Below are 15,706 nucleotides of genomic sequence, written 5' to 3' on the forward strand. Positions count from 1 at the left end.
GGCTGACGCCCCGGACGACGTCGGCGACGACGGCTTCTCAGGGCGTCAGGGCGTCAGGGCGTCGTGAGGACCCGTGAGGACGACGAGTTGCTGCGTCGCGCGGGTCATCGCGACATAGCGGTCGACCGCGCCCGCGATCCCCTCGCCGAACGCGTCGGGGTCGACGAGGACGACCAGGTCGAATTCCAGGCCTTTGGCCAGCTCGGGCGTCAGCGACCGTACGCGGGGCCTCTCCCGGAATCCAGGGGCGCCGATGACGCAGGCGATGCCGTCGGCGTGCGCGGCGAGCCAGGTGTCGAGGACCTGTTCCAGGTCGGCGGCGCGGCCGTGGACGACGGGAACACCGGCGCTGCGGACGGATGTCGGCACGTTGGCGTCCGGGAGCGCCGCCCGGATCGCGGGCTCCGCCTCGGCCATGACCTCGGCGGGGGTGCGGTAGTTGATGCTCAGCGAGGTCACACTGACGCGGCCGAGCCCGGCCCGCCGCAGCCGCTCCTGCCACGACTCCGTGAACCCGTGCCGGGCCTGGGCGCGGTCGCCGATGACGGTGAGGCTCCGGGACGGGCAGCGCTGGAGCAGCATCTGCCACTCGGCGTCGGTCAGTTCCTGCGCCTCGTCCACGATGATGTGCGCGAACGGGCCCGCGAGCAGGTCCGGTTCGGCGGTGGGCAGCGCGCTCTCGTCGATCAGGCTGTCCTGGAGGTCGCGTCCGCGCAGCATGCCGAGCGCGCCTTCGCTCTCGTCGATCTCGACGTTCTGGAGCAGGCTGTCCATGACGTCGGCCCGGCGGGCGCGTTCGGCGGCGACGGCGGCGTCCTGGCGCCGCTTGCGCGCGGCGGCCTGAGGGTCGCCGAGGCGCCGGCGTGCCGCGTCCAGGAGGGGCAGGTCGGAGACCGTCCAGGCCGCCGGGTCCGCGCGCTGCAGGCAGCGGACCTCGTCGGGGGTGAGCCAGGGGGCGCACTTGCGCAGGTAGGCCGGCACCGTCCACAGGTCGCCGACGAGGTCGCTCGCCTCCAGCATGGGCCAGGCGCGGTCGAGGGTGGTGGTCAGCTCGCGGTCCTGGAGCAGCGAGCGGCGCAGGAGGTGCGGCGGGGCGTCGCTGTCGTCCTTGTCCAGCAGGATCGTGATCAGTTCCTCGCGGATCTGCTCGCGCGCCTCGTTGTGCGGAGTGCCCGGTTCCACCGCCGCGAAGGCGGCCGCCCAGTCGTCGGGGCTCAGCCACAGGTCGGACCAGTGGCTGGAGACGGTCATGCCCTCGGTGGGCGGCTCCTCGTAGATGCCGACGGCCGGTTCGACGGCCCGCACCATGTCCGCGGACGCCTTCAGGCGGGCCACCCGCGGATCGGTCTCGGTCGCCGCCGTGGCGCCTTCGGCGACCAGGTCGCGCAGGACGCAGGTCTGGACGCCCTCCTCGCCGAGGCTGGGCAGGACGTCGGCGACGTAGGCGAGGTAGGGGCGGCTCGGGCCGACGAACAGCACCCCGCCGCGCCGGTGGCCGAGGCGGGGGTCGGCGTAGAGGAGGTGGGCGGCGCGGTGCAGGGCGACGACGGTCTTGCCCGTGCCGGGGCCGCCGTCCACGACGAGGGCGCCGCGGGAGCCCGCGCGGATGATGGCGTCCTGGTCGGACTGGATGGTGGCGAGCACGTCGCGCATCCGGCTGGAGCGGCTGGAGCCGAGGCTCGCGACGAAGGCGGACTGGTCGTCGAGCGCGGCGTGCCCTTCGAGGCCGTCGGCGGTGAACACCTCGTCCCAGTAGTCGCTGATCCGGCCGCGGGTCCAGCGGTATCTGCGGCGGCTGACCAGGCCGGCGGGGTGGGCGTGGGTGGCCGCGAAGAACGGCTCCGCCGCCGGGGAACGCCAGTCGACGAGCAGCCGGCGCCCCGTGCTGTCGGTGAGGCCGAGCCGTCCGATGTACACGGGCTCGGCGTCGTCCTCGCCGACGACGCGGCCGAGGCACAGGTCCAGGCCGAAGCGGCGCAGGGCGCGCAGGCGTGCGGTCAGCCGGTGGATCTCCGCGTCCCGGTCCATCGCCTCGCGGCCGATGCCGCCGGGCGCCTTGCGGGTGGCCTCCAGACGCTCGGACAGCTCGGTGATCGTCTCTTCGAGGCACGCCGCGACGGCGGCGAAGTGCCGCTCGTCGCCGGCGATCAGTGCCGGATCGGCCTTCGGGGCGAGGTGGTCGGGAAGATCGAACGCGCTGTCGTCGGCGGTGGCGGGGGCGGGCGGTGTGACAGGAGCTTCGGCAGGCGAGCGCACTTCGTGGTTCTCCCGTTTTCGCAGGTCGTGGCGTGAGAACCGGGATTTTGCCGCACCGAGGGGGCCTTGCCGCAAGCCCCCTGGTGCGCTATAAGTTAAGAGTGGCGAGGAGTGCGTGGGCGCCTGTCAGCCTCCCGCCGATCCTTCCTCCTCGAGCCGGACTTCCCACCGGATGAGCCGGCCCTCCCGTGAGTTCCCCGTGCACCAGTGCCGCGACCTCCGTGGCGCCCAGCACCGACGTATGCGTGTTGTCCCGTGCCTCTCGCTGGACCGGGGTCCGCTTGTCGTGGTGGGCCGGCCGGACGGGGATGCGGCCGCCTCGGCGCACCTCGGCCGGGAACGCCGGGAACAGGGCCGGACGCACGAACTGAGGGGCGGCGCTGACAGCGCCGCCCCTCAGCATGCGAGTGCGGTCATTCGGGTGTCGTCCTCCCTGCTCCGAGAGTCGGGGGGCCCCAGGGGCACCACCCCCAAGGGGCCCCACACGACAGCTGCGCCAGGCCCTCCAAGGCTCAACGTCAGCCTGATGAATGTAACGGTGCACCCACGCCTGGCATTCCCTGGTTTCAGGGAATGCCAGGACTTACCTTGCGCTCAGGGTATTCCGTACTGCGGTCAACCTCCGCGCGGTGGTAATGGGAATTGCCTCCGGCAGGATCAGGAAGGGGCGCGCGTCCGGACATGCGCCCCCCCTCCGGACGGGAGGGGGGCGTTACGGCAGGGTGGAATCCCTGTTCCGGAGTGACTGTTTCTGCACCCCCGCCCTCGTGCTATATCCTGCTGCGATCGAGAAGGTCTTGTTTTTGACGGACCACCAATCCGTCGATCTTCCCGTGGAACTTCCGCCAGGCCCTCCAAAACAAACAAAAATCGACGTCAAGGAGTACCCGTGACCGGGTTCCTCTTGGCCTCGGTCGCCATCGTTGCGATCGTGGCCTTTCTTGTCGCCTACGCGATCAAGGAACTCTCCTCCACCCCGCTGCGGATCGTCGCAGTGATCACTGCCATCACTGCGCTGGTCGTGACGCTCCCGGCGCTCTTCGAGTCCCTGCGCCCCGCCGACCCGGTCGCCGAGCCGGGCGTGCGGATGCCCGGCACGGCGCCGTCCGAGGCCCCGCCGACGGTGACCGGCGCGCCCACGGCTTCAACGGCCCCGTCGCAAACGCCAGGGGCCGCCCCCGGCACGCGGCAGGTGGCGCCCGGGGCCCACGCAGAAGATCTCGGCCGGGCCGGAAGCGGGGGCCTGTGGTCATGATGGCCCCTAACCGCCGACGCGACGACCGCCGCCGGGACCTGCTCATCGGCAGCTCGCTGTACCAGGTCGACGAGACGACCGGCCGCGTCCAGTACGCGGCCACCCGCAGCATGGAGGCGGTACTTGAGCACAACCCCTTCTTCCAGCGTCTGCCGAACGCGCACCGGGCCGAGTTCGCTGCGGCCTTCCAGCGCCGCATCTACGAGCGCAAGGCGCATCTGCGAGGTTCCGGCAGCGCGATGGTGCACATCGTACTCAGCGGCTGCGTCGCCGAGGAGTCCTCCTACGGGGAGACCACGACGGTGCGCATCCTGGGCACCGGAGCCGTCCTCGGGGACCTGGAAGTCTTCGACGAGACGCTGGCCACGCCCACCACCCGCTGCCTGAACACGACGATGACGCTGGCGTTGCCCATGGACAGGATGCGGGCCATGGTCGAGCACAACAGCATCCTCAGCGCGACCCTCGGCGCCGGCATCACCGACCGCCTCGTGACCGCCGAGCGCGTGTACGGCCGTGTCGGCCTGCGCCCCGAGGAGCGTCTGGCCGGCCTCTTCACGCATCTGCTCGGTGTCTGCGCGGTGCCCTGCCCGCGCTTCGGCCGGATGCTGGTGGGCCCCTCTCAGGTCGACCTGGCCGATGCCCTGAACTTCAGCCGGGCCACCGTCGAGTGTGCTCTGCGGCTGCTCCGCAAGGAAAACCTGGTGGTCACGGGCTACCGCACGTTCTCGTTTCCTTCGGAGGCCGCGCTCGCGCAATTCGGTAAGGTGTGTATTCCGGTCCAGCGGGTTACCGGGGAAGCTTCACACCCTTAGATGTCCGAACGACCTGAGGCGCCGGCCGGGAGAGCATCTCCCGGCCGGCGCCTTTTCCTATGTGGTCTAGACGTATTACTCTCTCGACGGCTTCAAAATTAGGTATTGATTCTTGACACCGAAACATTTGAAGGTGAAACTCAAATTCACCCCCTTACGGGTTTATGGAATGCATATGCCCATGTGTGGCAAGAAAAGCGCAATGCCGTGTATGTCGCGCAGGCATCAGTCGATGCCGAAGCCCGCCCAGCCCTCGCGGCTACCTGGACGGGATCGGCACGGAGGCCGCGAAGAAGGTGTTCCTGTGGCTCGCGCCCGGGCAATACCCGAACTTCCCCTCGGGCATGCAGGACAACACGCACTTCCAGGAGTACGGGGCCGCGCGGATGGCCCGCCTGGTCGCGCGGGCCGTCGCCGGGCTCGGCCTGCCCCTGTCCGGCGAGGTGGTGCCGCAGTCCACGTCGGGTCCCGTTGACGCCTCGTCAGCTCGGGCGTCCCACCACCAGCCACTTCGACGGCAGTGCGATGCGCGTGCCGTCCGCGCTGAACTCCGTCGTCAGCAGCGGGAGTTCGCCGGACGCCAGGATGTCCAAACCGGCCCCCGCGACGTACGCGGGCACGGCCTCGTCGGTCACCTCGGCGGGCGCGAGGCCGTGGGCGAAGACCGGGACGAGCTTCGGCGGCGCGCCCTCGGGACGCCGCGTGAGGTCCAGCAGCACGGCCCTCGCCGCCTCGGACAGCTCGACGAGGAAGGCCCTGCCCCGTTCCCCGATCAGCGTCGCGACCCCGTCGAGGAGCGGCTGGCGGTCGTCCGGTTCGCACTGGTGGAGGACACCGCGCATATAGACGATCGCATCGCCCAGCTCGGCGTGCAGCTGCTCCGCCTCACCCCTTTCCACGGCGTCGAGCTGCCGGAAGTCCACCTGCCCCGCCGGATCGGCGAGCCGGGCGTGCGCGAGGGCGGCGGCGGACAGGTCCACGCCGAGGACGCGCGGGAAGCGGTCGGCGAGGAAGCGGGTCTGCGTGCCGTTGCCGCACCCCAGGTCCACCAGGGGCAGTCCGGCCGCCGCCAAGTGGGGCTCGAGCAGGGCCAGTTGCGGGCCGACGGTCAGCGCGGCCTCGGCATCCCAGATGACCGCCCCCGGTTCGTCGGGCGCCGCCCGCCAGAACGCCTCCCAGGCCTCGCGATACCGACTCGTGACGCTCATGCCAGCTCCCCAGGGTGCGACGACGGCCGCCGAAGCCGACGACAAGATCGGTCTACCGCGCCCCCGGCCCCTGGACAAGGCACCCGTACGATCCCGTGCGGCCCCGCACGGCGCACTCCGCCCCTCCCCCGCCGGGCCCGCGCTCCACGCGCCCCGCTCCAACCGGCTACCGGCTACCGGCTACCGGCGGGGCAGCGTCAGTTCGCACCAGACGGTCTTGCCGGAGTTCGTCCGGCTCGTGCCCCACTCCTTGGCGAGCGAGTTGACGACCCGCAGGCCGCGCCCGAACTCGTCACCGGGGCCCGCGCCGCGCAGCGCGGGGAGGGTGTGGTCGTCGTCCTCGACCTCGCACAGCAGCGTCCCGGAGCGCACCAGGCGCAGGTCGAGACGGGTGCTGCGGGAGTGCCGCACGACGTTGGTGACCAGCTCGCTGACCAGCAGCTCCGCGCTCTCGCCGAGGGCGTCCAGGGACCAGGTCCGCAGCTGGGCGCGGACCAGTCGGCGGGCCCGGCCCACCTCGCCCGGGTCGGGAGTGAGGCGCCAGTGGGCGACGTCGTGCGCGGCGATGCCGTTCAGCCGGGCCATCAGGAGCGCCACGTCGTCCTTGCGACCGCCGCCGGCCGTGTCCGGGAAGGTCGTGGCGAGCGCCCGGATGATCGCGTCGCAGGCCTCGTCCATGGAGGCGGCGGGGTGCGCGGCGGACTCGGTGAGCGTGGCGAGTCCGACGCCGATGTCCTCGCCGCGGACCTCCACGAGGCCGTCGGTGCACATCAGCAGCCGGTCGCCGGGCGCCACCCGCACGCGGACGGACTCGAAGGGAACGCCGCCGACGCCGATGGGCGCCCCGGTGGGCAGGTCGAGGAGTTCGCTGCGGCCGTCCGCCGCGCGGACCAGCACGGGCGGGATGTGGCCGGCGTTGGCGAGGTGGAGTTCGCCCGCGATCGGGTCGTAGACCGCGTAGAGGCAGGTGGCGAGGTAGTGCTCGCCGAGGCGCTGGGCGAGGTCGTCGAGATTGCGCAGGAGTTGCTCGGGCGGCAGGTCGAGGGCGGCCATGGTCTGTACGGCCGTGCGCATCTGGCCCATCATCGCGGCGGAGTTCAGGCCGTGGCCCATCACGTCGCCGACGACGAGCGCGGTGCGGGAGCCGGGCAGCTTGACGGAGTCGAACCAGTCGCCGCCGACGCGGCCGAGGAGCGTGCCGGGCAGGTAGCGGGTGGCGATGTCGCAGCCGGACATGCGGGGCCGGATGTGCGGCAGCATGCTGTCCTGGAGGGTGTCGGCGACGGACTCCTGGTAGGTGTACATCCGGGCGTTGTCCAGCACGAGGCCGGCCCGCGCGGCCAGTTCGGCGCCGGTGACGCGGTCCATGTCGTTGAAGACGGGCCGCTCGCGGTGGCGCAGCAGGATCATGAAGCCGAGCACCACATTGCGGGCCTTCAGCGGTACGACGAGCATCGAGCGGTGGTTGATCAGCGGGCGGATGTCACGCTTTTCGAACTGGGAGGCGATGGCGTTGCCCATCTCCTCGGTGATGCGCGGCACGAGCACCGGGTCGCCCGAGGTCATGCACTGGAAGAACGGCGTGTGGGCGGGGAAGGGCATGGACTCGCCGACCGGCACCACGTCGTCCCAGCGGCCGGGCTCGTCGGTGTGCTCCACGGCGACCCGGTGCCAGAGGGTGGTCTCGTCCGGCGGCCCCTCGGGGAAGCCCTCGCCCGCGACGACCTGTTCGCGCAGATAGGTGCCGGCGACGTCCGTGAACCGCGGCACGACGGCCCGGCTGACCTCCAGGATGGTGTGCGAGAGGTCGAGCGAGGAGCCGATGCGGCCGCTGACCTCGTTGAGGAATTCGAGGCGCTCGCGCACCGCCGCGTACTCGAGATCCTCGCTCTCGTCGTCGCTCCCGTCGTCCACGCCGTTCGCGCCGGGCGCGTCCGTCGGCAGGCCGCGGGCGGCGGCCTGCTGGGCGCGCCGCTTGCGGGCCTCGCGCTCGGCCCGGCGGGCCACGCCCCAGTCGGGGGTGACGGGGATCCGGTCGTGCCGGCTGAACTCCAGGACCGGATAGCCCAGTTCGAGCACCTGGGCGACGATGCGGGAGCTCTCGTCCACGCTCATGTTCGGCAGGATCTCGGGCAGCCGGCCCGCCAATTCCTCGGCGCCGGGGAAGTCGGTGTGCAGGGCGAAGCCGGGCGTGATCCGCTCGCCCTGCTCGCCCCGCTCGTCCGTGCCGCCCTCGCTGTCGGGCGGCGCCAGCCCGGCGGTGTCGGCGGCGAGCACGAGGAGCCGCTCGGGGCCGGGGCCGATCAGCGGGTAGGCCCACCAGAGCACGTCGACCCGCCCGTCCGCGCGCCCCGGTCCGGTCAGCCGGGCGCGTCCGGCGGCCGGGTAGGAGATCCCTCCGCCGAGGGAGGTCTCCAGGTCGGGCCCGAGACCGTCGTACGCCCCGCGGGGCTCGCGGTCCTCGGGGAGCGCGCCGTGGACGGGGAGCAGGTCGCCCGCGGGGCGGCCCACGGCCTCCTCCTTGGGGTACCCGAACAGGCGGCGCGCGCCGACGCTCCAGTGCGAGACGAGACCCGCGCCGTCCACGACGACCACGGCCAGCGGGATGCGGCCGGCCACGGCACCCGTCGTCACCGGCTCGTCCGGAGTGCCTCGCTCCATGGCGCATGCTCCTTCCCGCGGCGGCGCAAGATCTGGGCCACCGGCAACCACCGTACGGCCGTCGCGGGTTGTCGTGTGGTGCAATGCCGGAATTGACCTCGGCCGGAATTCCCCCGGCGTACGCCCCCCCCTCGGGCCCCTCGGGCAGTCTTTGCCCGTACGTCAGTCCGCGTGCCCCAGTTGGAGGTCCCGCTCGGTGCGGCCGCCGCCCGCGACCTGGAGGACGGTGGCGACCGGCGGGTAGCCCGCCGCGATGACGGTGTACTCGCCGGACGACAGGTCGACGAAGCGGAAGGTGCCGTCCGCGCCGGTGGTCAGGGTGTCGACGACGTTGCCCGCGGCGTCGAGCAGCGTCACGCGCGCGTCCTCGACGGCCCGTCCGCCGCCCGCCCGCACGGTGCCGCGCAGCACGGCGCCGCCCGCCAGCTCCACGTCCTGGCGGGTCTCCCGCGAGGCCTGCACGGTGACGGGCAGCGCGGCGGGCCGGAACGCCGGGGCGCTCGCCGCGAGGGTGTACTCGCCGGCCACCAGCTCGGTGATGACATAGCCGCCCTCGCGGCCGCTGCGGGTGGTGGCGACGACGTCGCCGCGGACGTCGGTGAGGGTGACGGCGGCGTCCCTGACGGGTGTGCCGTCGGCGGTCACCACCGTCCCCGCGAGGCGTCCCGCGCCGCCGAGGACCACGTCCAGCTCGACGGGCCGCTCGCCGACGGTGACGGTGACCGCCTGCGGCTGGTGGCCGCCCGCCGCCGCGATCAGCACGTACGACCCCGAGCCGGGCGTCGACAGGGCGTACCGCCCGTCCACGCCGCTGGCACCGCGCCCGATCTGCTGCCCGGCCACGTCGATGAGGGTGAGGGCCGCGCGGGGCACGACGCTCCCGTCGGGGTGCTGCACGGTGCCGCAGACCGGGATCCCGGCCGCGTACGCCGTCGCACGGGCGTGCGGGATCGGCGCGGGCTCGGCGGTGGGCGCGTCGGGGGAAGGGGCGCTGGACAACAGGGGAGTCTCCTTGAGGAAGAAGGCGAGCAGCGTGCCGAGGACGAGCACCGGCACCAGATAGAGGAAGATCCGCGGCATCGCGTCGGCGTACGCCTGGATGTAGCCCTCGCGCAGGGGCGCGGGCAGCGCGTGGACGAGCTGGGGGGTGACGGACTCGGGGTCGGGCAGGGACGCGTGCGATCCGGCGGGCAGCCGGTCACCCAGCGCTTCGGCGAGCCGGTCGGCGAAGAGCGTGCCGAAGATCGCGGCGCCCACGCTGCCGCCGATCTGCCGGAAGTAGTTGTGCGCGCTGGTCGCGGTGCCGAGGTCGGCGGGGCGGACGGCGTTCTGCACGGCGAGGATCAGCACGGGCATGACCAGGCCGATGCCCGCGCCGAGCACGGCCATCCAGACGCTGTACTCCAGTCGAGCGGTGCCGGTCTCGAGCCGGGAGAGCAGCCACATGCCGACGGCGGACAGGGCGCCGCCGAGCACGGGGTAGAGCTTGTAGCGCCCGGTCCTGCTGATGAGCTGTCCCGAGAGGATCGAGGCGCCCACGACGCCGCCCATCATGGGCAGCATCAGCAGGCCGGACTCGGTGGCGCTCGCCCCGTCGACCATCTGGAGGAAGGTCGGCAGATAGCTGGCGGCCCCGAAGAGGCCGACGCCGACGACCATGCCGATGAGCGAGGTGAGGTTGAAGACCGCGTCGCGGAACAGGCGCGGCGGGATGATCGGTTCCGGGGCGCGGCGCTCCGCGACGAGGAAGAGCAGGCTCGTCACGACGGCGCCGGCGCCCAGGCCGAGGATGACGCGGTCGCCCCAGGCGTACTGGGTCCCGCCCCAGCTGGTGAGCAGCACCAGGCAGGTGGAGGCGGCGGCCAGCAGCAGCGCGCCGAGCACGTCGAGCCGGCCCCTGGCGGCGGGCTTGGGCAGGTGCAGCACGAGGGTGATCACGAGGAGGGTGACCAGGCCGAACGGCACGTTGAAGTAGAAGCACCAGCGCCAGGAGGCGTGGTCGGTGAAGAAGCCGCCGAGCAGCGGGCCGGCGACCGAGGCGAGGCCGAAGGCGGCGCCGATGAGGCCCATGTAGCGGCCGCGCTGCCGGGGCGGCACGATGTCCGCGATGATCGCCTGGACGCCGATCATGAGGCCGCCCGCGCCCATGCCCTGGAGGGCGCGGAAGGCGATGAGCTGGTCCATCGTCCGCGACCACCCGGCGAGCGCGGAGCCGACGACGAAGACGACGATGGCGAACTGGAAGACGCCCTTGCGCCCGAAGAGGTCACCGAGCTTGCCGTAGACGGGCAGGGTGATGGTGGAGGTGAGCAGATAGGCGGTGATCGCCCAGGACATGCGGTCCAGGCCGTGCAGCTCACCGACGATTCTGGGGAGCGCGGTGGCGACGATCATCTGCTCCAGGGCGGCGAGCAGCAGGGCGAGCATCAGCCCGCAGAAGACCAGGCGCACACGGCGCGGGCCCAGCTCGCGCGCGGGCGGGCCGGGCGCCGGGGGCGGCTGCTGCCCCGCTTGTCGTGCGCCGGGGGCCGGGGCAGCCGCCTCGTCGCCCCGCCCCGCGGCCTTCACCAGCGTCGTCCCACCCACGTACCGCTCCCCTCGTCGCGCCTGCGCCGCCTGCTTTCTCGCATTGGGCGACAACGGTGAGCAAGCGCGACGAGTCGGCCTTTTCCGGGGTTACGCGGGCGTATGCGCCGGTCGGAGCCCTACGGCGTACAACGGAGCCGAACAGAAGACCACTCGAAACGGTGAGCGTGAAAAGTTACTTCTCCACCTCGGCGGCGAGGTTGGTGAGGACCGTGTCGTAGATCCGGCCGAGTCCCTTGGGGGCGAAGGTCCGCTCGAAGAAGCCCCCGATGCCGCCCGCGCCGTTCCACACGCTGGTGACGACCACCCGCGCCTTGCCCTCGCCGGCCGGGGTGACCCGCCATGTCGTGACCATGGAGGAGTTGCGGTCCTTCTCGACCAGCTCGCCGTCGGTGGGCTCGGTGACCTCCATGAGGCAGTCGCGGATGCGCTTGCTGGTGGCCTGGAGCTTCCAGTGGACGAGGGTGCCCTCGCCGTCGCCGCCCTCGCGCACCTCGTACTCGCTGAAGTGCTCCGAAAGGATCTTTCCGCGCGTGCCGTTGTAGTCGGCCAGTGCGTCGAAGACGTCGTCCGGCTGTGCCGCGATGATCCGCTCCGTGGTCGCCTCGACCTGCGCCATTGCTTCCTCCAGCACTTGGTTTCTCGGGGAGTTCAGGGAGAGCCAACCACCCTGCGCTCCGGCCCCCCAAATCGGGTCCCCGCCCAGGGCGCGCTCAGCCCGGCAGGAGGCGCAGCGAGAGCCACAGCGCGAGGGTCGACAGGACGAGGGCGGCGGGGGTGGTGAGCAGGCCGAGGACGGTGAACTCCTTGAGGCCGACGCGGTGTTGGTGCTGGTGGGCGATGCGGCGCCAGAGCAGGGTGGCGAGGGAGCCTGCGTAGGTGAGGTTGGGCCCGATGTTCACGCCGATGAGTACGGCGAGGACCGCGCCGGGGCCGGAGGGCGCGGCCAGCGGGACCAGGGCGAGGACGGCGGGCAGGTTGTTGATGACGTTGGCGAGGAGCGCGGCGAGGGCGGCGGTGCCCAGCAGCGCGGGCAGGGCGGTGCCGTCGGGCAGCACCCGCCCGAGCGCGTCGCCGAGGCCGTTGTCGACCACGGCCCGCACGACGACGCCGAGAGCGAGGACGAAGGCGAGGAACGGCAGCGAGGTGGCGCGCACGATCGCGGCGGGGGTCGTGCGCCGCCGCACGAGGGCGCGCACGGTGAGCACGCCCGCGCCGGCCGCGGCGGCCCAGGCCGGGTCGACGCCGACGGTGGAGGCGACCGCGAACCCGGCGAGCGTGGCCGCGACGGTCACCAGGGCGAAGCGCGGCATCCGAGGGGGCTCCGCGCTCTCGTCGGCGTCGGTCGGGGCGTCGAGGTCGGCGGCGAAGTAGCGCCGGAAGACGGCGTACTCGACCGCGATGGCGACCAGCCACGGCAAGGTCATCAGGAGCGCGAAGCGCGTGAAGCTCAGGCCGGTGGCGGTGAACGCGAGGAGGTTCGTCAGGTTGGAGACCGGGAGCAGCAGGGACGCGGTGTTCGAGAGGTGGGCGCTCGCGTAGACGTGCGGCCGGGGCCGGGCGCCCATGCGGGTGGCGGTGGCGAAGACCACCGGGGTGAGCAGGACCACGGTGGCGTCCAGGCTCAGCGCCGCGGTGATCACCGAGGCCAGGCCGAAGACGGCGGCGAGCAGCCGGCGGGGCCGTCCGCCGGCCCGGCGCGCCATCCAGGTGCCGCAGGCGTGGAAGAGCCCCTCGTCGGCGCAGAGCTTGGCGAGCACGAGTACGGCGGCCAGGAAGCCGATCACCGGCCCGAGCCGGGCCGCCTCGTCGCGCACGTCGGCCGGCGTGATCGCGCCGGCCGCGATCACGACGGCGGCGGCCGGTACGGCGAAGACGGCCTCGGGGCGCCCGAAGGGACGCACGACGGCACAGATCAGGACGACGGCCAGGGCGGCGACGGACAGGAACTCGACGGGCATGCGTCCGATCATGCATCGTGCGTTCGCCCCGCCCGTCACCGGACCCGGTGATTCCGTTAGTGCGTGTCGGCTGTCGGGCGGCACGCCTCCGGCGCGACGAGGCGCTCTCCCCGCTCGGGGCACGGAGCTGCGGGTCGCACGATCAAGGGAACGTATGTTCTATTCTGGGGTCAGTGCTACCGAGGAGGCGTCATGCGCTGGGAGAATCTCTCCGACGGGCCGCGTCAGGGCACCGCCGATCCCGCGCTGTTCGGCGCGGACGCGGTGACGACACGGACGTTCGACACCCCCGAGTTCGCCGGGATCACCTTCCACGAGATCCGGGCCCGCTCGATCGTGAACCGCGTGCCGGGTGCCTCCCGCATGCCGTTCGAATGGACGGTCAACCCGTACCGGGGCTGCACGCACGCGTGCGTCTACTGTTTCGCCCGCAAGACCCACAGCTATCTGGACCTGGACACCGGACTCGGGTTCGACAGCCAGATCGTCGTCAAGGTCAACGCCGCCGAGCTGCTGCGGCGCCAGCTGGCCTCGCCCCGCTGGCACGGCGACCACATCGCCATGGGCACGAACGTCGACTGCTACCAGCGCGCCGAGGGCCGCTACCGCCTCATGCCGGGGATCATCGCGGCGCTGCGCGACCGGGGCAACCCCTTCTCCATCCTGACGAAGGGCACGCTCATCCTGCGCGACCTCGATCTGCTGCGGCAGGCCGCCGCGGTGACCGACGTCGGCATCTCCGTCTCCGTCGGCTTCATCGACCAGGAGCTGTGGCGCACCGTCGAGCCGGGCACGCCCGCCCCCGAGCGGCGCCTGGACGTCGTGCGCACCCTGACCGGCCACGGCATCGGCTGCGGGGTCCTGATGGCGCCGGTGATCCCCTTCCTCGGCGACCACCCCGATCAGCTACGCGCCACGGTGCGGGCCATCGCCGCGTCCGGGGCGACCTCCGTGACACCACTCGTCCTGCACCTGCGGCCCGGCGCCCGGGAGTGGTTCATGGCGTGGGTGGGCACGCACCACCCCCACCTGGTGCGCCGCTACGAGCGGCTGTACGCGGAGGGCGCCTACGCCCCCAAGTGGTACCAGCGGCGCGTCACACGGCAGGTGCACGAACTGGCGGAGGAGTTCGGCATCGGCCCCACGCGCGCGGGCGCCCCGCGCCGCGTACGGGCACCCGAGGAGCCGGCGGCCGGGCCCACACAGCTCACACTGCTGTAGGCGGCGGGGCCGCCGAGGCACCGGCGTGCTCCTTTCAGGTACTTCATCGGCGCAACCGCGACCCCGCGGCCGTGATGTCCGGGACGATGCGCCAGAGGTCGTGGCGGGCACGGCCCGCACCCTCGTCCTGGGAAGCCGATGAAGAAAAGCGCCGTCGCCCTCTGTTCCCTCACCGCGCTCACCGCGCTCGTCGGGCCGGCCGTCGCCGCGCCGCCCCTTTCCGAGCGGGCGCGCGCCGCGCACGCCCCGCTCGCGTGGCAGGCGTGCCCCACGAAGGCCCACCCCTCGCTGCAATGCGCCTCGCTGAAGGTCCCGCTCGACCACCGGGAGCCGGACGGCGAGCAGATCACCCTCGCCCTGTCGCGCGTACCGCACACCGCGGACACGTTCCAGGGGCCGCTCCTGGTGAACCCCGGCGGTCCGGGGGCCGGCGGCCTCACCATGGCCGGCTTCGTGGCGAACGCGCTGCCGAAGAACGTGGCCGCGCAGTACGACGTCATCGGCTTCGACCCGCGCGGCGTCGGCCGGAGCAGACCGGCCCTCAACTGCCGCCCCGGGCACTTCGCCCCCGTCCGGCCCGACAGCCTTCCGCGCACGCCCGCCCTGGAGCGGGCCAACCTCGACCGGGCCCGCGCCTTCGCCCGGGGATGCGCGGCGAAGCACGGGCACGTCCTGCCGTTCATCGACACGGTGAGCACGGTGCAGGACATGGACGCGATCCGCGCGGCCGTCGGCGCCGAGCGGCTCAACTACTTCGGCTACTCGTACGGCACCTACCTGGGCGCCGTCTACGGAAAGCTGTACCCGCACCGGGTGCGCCGCATGGCGCTGGACTCCCTGGTCGACCCCGCGGGCGTCTGGTACGAGGGGAACCTGCGCCAGGATCACGCCTTCGACGCCCGGCACAAGGCGCTCATGGCCTGGATCGCCCGGCACGACACGGCGTACCGGCTCGGCAAGGACCCCGCCCGGATCGAGGCCAAGTGGTACGCGATGCGCGACGCGCTCGCCCGCAGGCCCGCGGGCAAGAAGGTGGGCGCCGCCGAACTGGAGGACACCTTCCTGCCCGGTGGCTACTTCAACGGCTACTGGCCGCGCCTGGCCGAGGCGTTCGCCGCGTACACGAACCACAAGGACGCCGGTCCGCTCCTCAAGGCGTACGAGGGCCTCGGCGCCACCGACGCGGCGGGCGAGAACAGCTACAGCGTCTATACGGCCATCCAGTGCCGCGACGCGCTGTGGCCCCGCTCCTGGGAGACGTGGCGCGAGGACAACGCCCGGACGTACGCGAAGGCACCGTTCTCCACCTGGAACAACGCCTGGTACAACGCGCCGTGCGCCTTCTGGCCGACGTACCACCTCAGCCAGCCCGACGTCTCCAACTCCGCCCTCCCGCCGGTCCTGTTGCTCCAGGCCACCGACGACCCCGCCACGCCGTACGAGGGCGCCGTCACCCTGCACCGCAAGCTGGCCGGCTCCCGCCTCGTGGTCGAGCGGGGCGGCGGCAACCACGGCGTCTCACTGCGCGGGAACGACTGCCTCGACCGGCACCTGACGGCCTACCTGGCGAGCGGCGAGGTGCCGGACGGGGGCGGCGCGCCGATCGCCGAGGCGGACGCCGTGTGCGACGCGCCGCCCGAGCCGAAGCCGGCCCGCGCCGGGCACGGCCCCGCCGGCGGCGGGCGCGGGGCATCGGCGGTGCCCTGGCCCGTCCCGCGGGTCCGGGCGGACTGACCCGCGTCG

10 protein-coding genes are annotated in these 15,706 nt (G+C 72.6%); 4 read left to right on the top strand and 6 right to left on the bottom strand.

Going from position 1 to position 15,706, the window contains the following annotated elements:
• Nucleotides 1-45: 45 nt before the first annotated feature.
• Entirely contained in the window at nt 46-2,256 is a 2,211-nt protein-coding gene (gene helR / locus ABZ385_RS02460) for an RNA polymerase recycling motor ATPase HelR (RefSeq protein WP_358909236.1), read from the bottom strand.
• Between the two features lie 889 nt (nt 2,257-3,145).
• Between helR and ABZ385_RS02465 the strand changes: the two genes are divergently transcribed.
• Nucleotides 3,146-3,511: a hypothetical protein gene (locus ABZ385_RS02465; protein ID WP_358581642.1), complete on the top strand. Its 366-nt coding sequence runs from the start codon at nt 3,146-3,148 to the stop codon at nt 3,509-3,511.
• Entirely contained in the window at nt 3,508-4,326 is an 819-nt protein-coding gene (locus ABZ385_RS02470; protein WP_358581639.1) for a Crp/Fnr family transcriptional regulator, read from the top strand. The genes ABZ385_RS02465 and ABZ385_RS02470 overlap by 4 nt, the downstream gene beginning before the upstream one ends.
• A 482-nt stretch (nt 4,327-4,808) precedes the next feature.
• Here the strand turns inward: ABZ385_RS02470 and ABZ385_RS02475 are convergent, their stop codons facing one another.
• The 5 genes from ABZ385_RS02475 to ABZ385_RS02495 form a co-directional block, all read right to left on the bottom strand.
• On the bottom strand, nt 4,809-5,534 hold the full coding sequence (locus ABZ385_RS02475; protein WP_358909238.1) for a class I SAM-dependent methyltransferase: 726 nt from the start codon (nt 5,532-5,534) through the stop codon (nt 4,809-4,811).
• A 180-nt stretch (nt 5,535-5,714) separates the two neighbouring features.
• On the bottom strand, nt 5,715-8,195 hold the full coding sequence (locus tag ABZ385_RS02480) for a SpoIIE family protein phosphatase (protein WP_358909240.1): 2,481 nt from the start codon (nt 8,193-8,195) through the stop codon (nt 5,715-5,717).
• Nucleotides 8,196-8,357: 162 nt separating this feature from the next.
• Nucleotides 8,358-10,781: an MFS transporter gene (locus tag ABZ385_RS02485; protein ID WP_358909242.1), complete on the bottom strand. Its 2,424-nt coding sequence runs from the start codon at nt 10,779-10,781 to the stop codon at nt 8,358-8,360.
• A 175-nt stretch (nt 10,782-10,956) separates the two neighbouring features.
• Nucleotides 10,957-11,400: an SRPBCC family protein gene (locus tag ABZ385_RS02490; RefSeq protein WP_358909317.1), complete on the bottom strand. Its 444-nt coding sequence runs from the start codon at nt 11,398-11,400 to the stop codon at nt 10,957-10,959.
• 94 nt (nt 11,401-11,494) lie between these two features.
• Nucleotides 11,495-12,742, bottom strand: a complete 1,248-nt coding sequence (locus tag ABZ385_RS02495) for an SLC13 family permease (protein WP_358589766.1) — start codon at nt 12,740-12,742, stop codon at nt 11,495-11,497.
• Between the two features lie 192 nt (nt 12,743-12,934).
• Between ABZ385_RS02495 and ABZ385_RS02500 the strand changes: the two genes are divergently transcribed.
• Both ABZ385_RS02500 and ABZ385_RS02505 read left to right on the top strand, forming a co-directional pair.
• Nucleotides 12,935-13,963, top strand: a complete 1,029-nt coding sequence (locus ABZ385_RS02500) for an Rv2578c family radical SAM protein (RefSeq protein WP_358589764.1) — start codon at nt 12,935-12,937, stop codon at nt 13,961-13,963.
• Between the two features lie 138 nt (nt 13,964-14,101).
• Nucleotides 14,102-15,697: an alpha/beta hydrolase gene (locus ABZ385_RS02505; RefSeq protein WP_358909243.1), complete on the top strand. Its 1,596-nt coding sequence runs from the start codon at nt 14,102-14,104 to the stop codon at nt 15,695-15,697.
• Nucleotides 15,698-15,706 lie beyond the last annotated feature (9 nt).

Source organism: Streptomyces sp. NPDC005898, from assembly GCF_040629635.1.
GTDB lineage: Bacteria > Actinomycetota > Actinomycetes > Streptomycetales > Streptomycetaceae > Streptomyces.

What these genes read in the sequence shown, in the direction of transcription:
- ABZ385_RS02490 (WP_358909317.1), bottom strand. Translation starts at nt 11,400, where the DNA reads ATGGCGCAGGTCGAGGCGACCACGGAGCGGATCATCGCGGCACAGCCG.
- ABZ385_RS02505 (WP_358909243.1), top strand. Translation starts at nt 14,102, where the DNA reads ATGAAGAAAAGCGCCGTCGCCCTCTGTTCCCTCACCGCGCTCACCGCG.
- ABZ385_RS02500 (WP_358589764.1), top strand. Translation starts at nt 12,935, where the DNA reads ATGCGCTGGGAGAATCTCTCCGACGGGCCGCGTCAGGGCACCGCCGAT.
- ABZ385_RS02495 (WP_358589766.1), bottom strand. Translation starts at nt 12,742, where the DNA reads ATGCCCGTCGAGTTCCTGTCCGTCGCCGCCCTGGCCGTCGTCCTGATC.
- ABZ385_RS02470 (WP_358581639.1), top strand. Translation starts at nt 3,508, where the DNA reads ATGATGGCCCCTAACCGCCGACGCGACGACCGCCGCCGGGACCTGCTC.
- ABZ385_RS02475 (WP_358909238.1), bottom strand. Translation starts at nt 5,534, where the DNA reads ATGAGCGTCACGAGTCGGTATCGCGAGGCCTGGGAGGCGTTCTGGCGG.
- ABZ385_RS02480 (WP_358909240.1), bottom strand. Translation starts at nt 8,195, where the DNA reads ATGGAGCGAGGCACTCCGGACGAGCCGGTGACGACGGGTGCCGTGGCC.